This is a genomic window from Psychrobacillus sp. (assembly GCF_056205495.1).
This window is the reverse complement of the sequence record NZ_JBAEAP010000145.1, coordinates 1-1,924: the sequence shown is the minus strand read 5'-3', so window position 1 is coordinate 1,924 and position 1,924 is coordinate 1. Positions and strand designations below refer to the sequence as shown.

Annotated in this window: 4 protein-coding genes; all 4 read left to right on the top strand. The window is 37.5% G+C overall.

The features are described from left to right. Positions 1-579: MFS transporter (locus tag AC06OU_RS04335; RefSeq protein ID WP_475854217.1), on the top strand; the 579-nt coding region annotated here is incomplete at its 5' end. A gap of 179 nt (positions 580-758) precedes the next feature. Continuing rightward, a complete protein-coding gene (locus AC06OU_RS04330) occupies positions 759-938 on the top strand; it encodes a hypothetical protein (RefSeq protein ID WP_475854215.1) in 180 nt (59 codons plus the stop codon). Positions 939-1,075: 137 nt separating this feature from the next. Continuing rightward, a complete protein-coding gene (locus AC06OU_RS04325; RefSeq protein WP_475854214.1) occupies positions 1,076-1,504 on the top strand; it encodes a hypothetical protein in 429 nt (142 codons plus the stop codon). 112 nt (positions 1,505-1,616) lie between these two features. Then, positions 1,617-1,924, top strand: a 308-nt coding sequence (locus AC06OU_RS04320; RefSeq protein WP_475854212.1) for a GNAT family N-acetyltransferase, incomplete at its 3' end; no start/stop codon positions are given.

Sequence of the window (1,924 nt, the reverse complement as noted above, 5' to 3'; positions counted from 1 at the left end):
TCGGCAATCACGGCAGCGGTGTTCACGAATATGGCATTCGTTATGATCATGGATGTCTTACTCCCCACTTTATACTCGGAAATTAAGGTGAATGGTTCAGCGGCTTTGGGAATCTGCTTTACAGCCATTGGGATCGGGACTCTCCTAGGAGCAACCATTACGTATAAAATCAAACGAATGAATTTTGAAATGTCGATCGTATTGTATGTTTTATCTGGAGTCGTGGGCACGATTGCCGGTTTTGTAGTGGATTCCACTATCATGAGTATTGTGTTGTTTGGCGTATTCGGACTTTTAGCGGCTCCCGTCACAATAATCTTCCAAACTGAATTGCAGCAGGCCATCCCCCAAAACATCATGGGCAGTGCCATGGGTTTTCTGACAGCTGGAGCGACATTGGCCCAACCCATAGGGGTTTTCATTGCTGGTGTATTTCTCTTAAAACTCAATGGAAGTTATGTTCTTGCTATTTCTTGCTCTGTATCGATCATAGCCGTTGTGATGGGCTGGTATCGAATCAACAAGCAAAAGAAAGTAATAAGCCAAGAAGTCATGATGACAAAACAAACATTAGGGTAAAGAAACGGAGCAATGTGGGAAGTCCCTCATTGCTTTTTACTATGTTTCGATTCGTGATAGTGCAGTAGATTGCCCAAGAAGGCCATTAATTCCTTTTATTAACTAATAAAGAAATTCATCCAAATATATATGGTAAAATTAGTTAGGTTCATTTATATAGGGTTAGGAGGATATTGAATATGAGTAACTGGTTATACATTCTTTATGCTGGAATTTTAGGCATAGTATCTTGGTTTACAGGGGAAATAGTAACCTTTGTGATGTTGGGGATTATTCTTATTGCTTTGAATAATATTAACACAACGCTTAAAAAGATTTATCTTCAAAATAATGAAAGAAGTCATAAGGAAATAAGTTGATTTAAACTTTAACGGGTGGATTTATTATGAAGAATACGTTCATCTTTTAGGAGGTCAGGCCTTTCCTTTTTTACAAAAAAATCTCCGTAGGCCTTCTGGTTATAGGGAGTCTTGCTGCATGTGATAACGAACAAGACATGAAAAATGAAAAGGTGAATGTAGAGCAGAAAATAGAGGTACAAGATTCTACACAAAAAGAGGATGTACCCTCGTACGAAGCACCCAAGTATCAGATATATGGTGGCTGGATGAACGATGAATCTTATATACTGATTAAAAGTGATGGTTACGACGGCAAGAATAAATCCAAATACATAGTAGAAAAATTCACTAAAACGGGGAAAGATAAGACGATAAAGCATTTCCAGTTAGCGGAATCTACTGGATCAAAACTAACCGGCATACTATTTAACAAGAAATCAAACAAGACATCTTTTCTGACGCTAGAATTGAATAAAGACCTTACCGAAATAACGGTCACGTTGCCGAATGAAAAACCCGATACCTATAAAAAGGCAGATATAGAGCCGGTTGAATTTAATTCAGAGTATGAGTGGGAAGATTGACACCATAAAGAGAGTTGCTTTCGCAGCTCTTTTTTCTTATGAGCTAATGGGCAGGATAGTTCAATGAAGATGATGAATATACTAGATACATTTTTCTTAGGGAGTGAAGTAAGTGGGGATCAGAAGAGCAAATATAAAAGATTGGAAGGCAATATCGGATTTACTAGGCCAGTTGGATTATTTAGATACCGAGACCTTCATTAAAGATAAAATAGAAAGGCTTACCATACATCCTGATGAGGAATTATTGGTTTATGAGGATAATGAAAGAGTCATTGCTTTTATTTCCATGCATTACATACCCCAAATAGCGTTAATAGGTGATTTTGCTAGAATTAGTTATTTTGCAGTAGATTCAACAAATAGGGGTAAGGGAATTGGACAAGAGATTGAAGAGTTTTGTACTGAGTTGGCTAAGAA

Excerpts from the sequence above, each read along its gene's own strand:
- AC06OU_RS04325 (WP_475854214.1), top strand. The coding sequence starts at position 1,076 with ATGAAAAATGAAAAGGTGAATGTAGAGCAGAAAATAGAGGTACAAGAT.
- AC06OU_RS04330 (WP_475854215.1), top strand. The coding sequence starts at position 759 with ATGAGTAACTGGTTATACATTCTTTATGCTGGAATTTTAGGCATAGTA.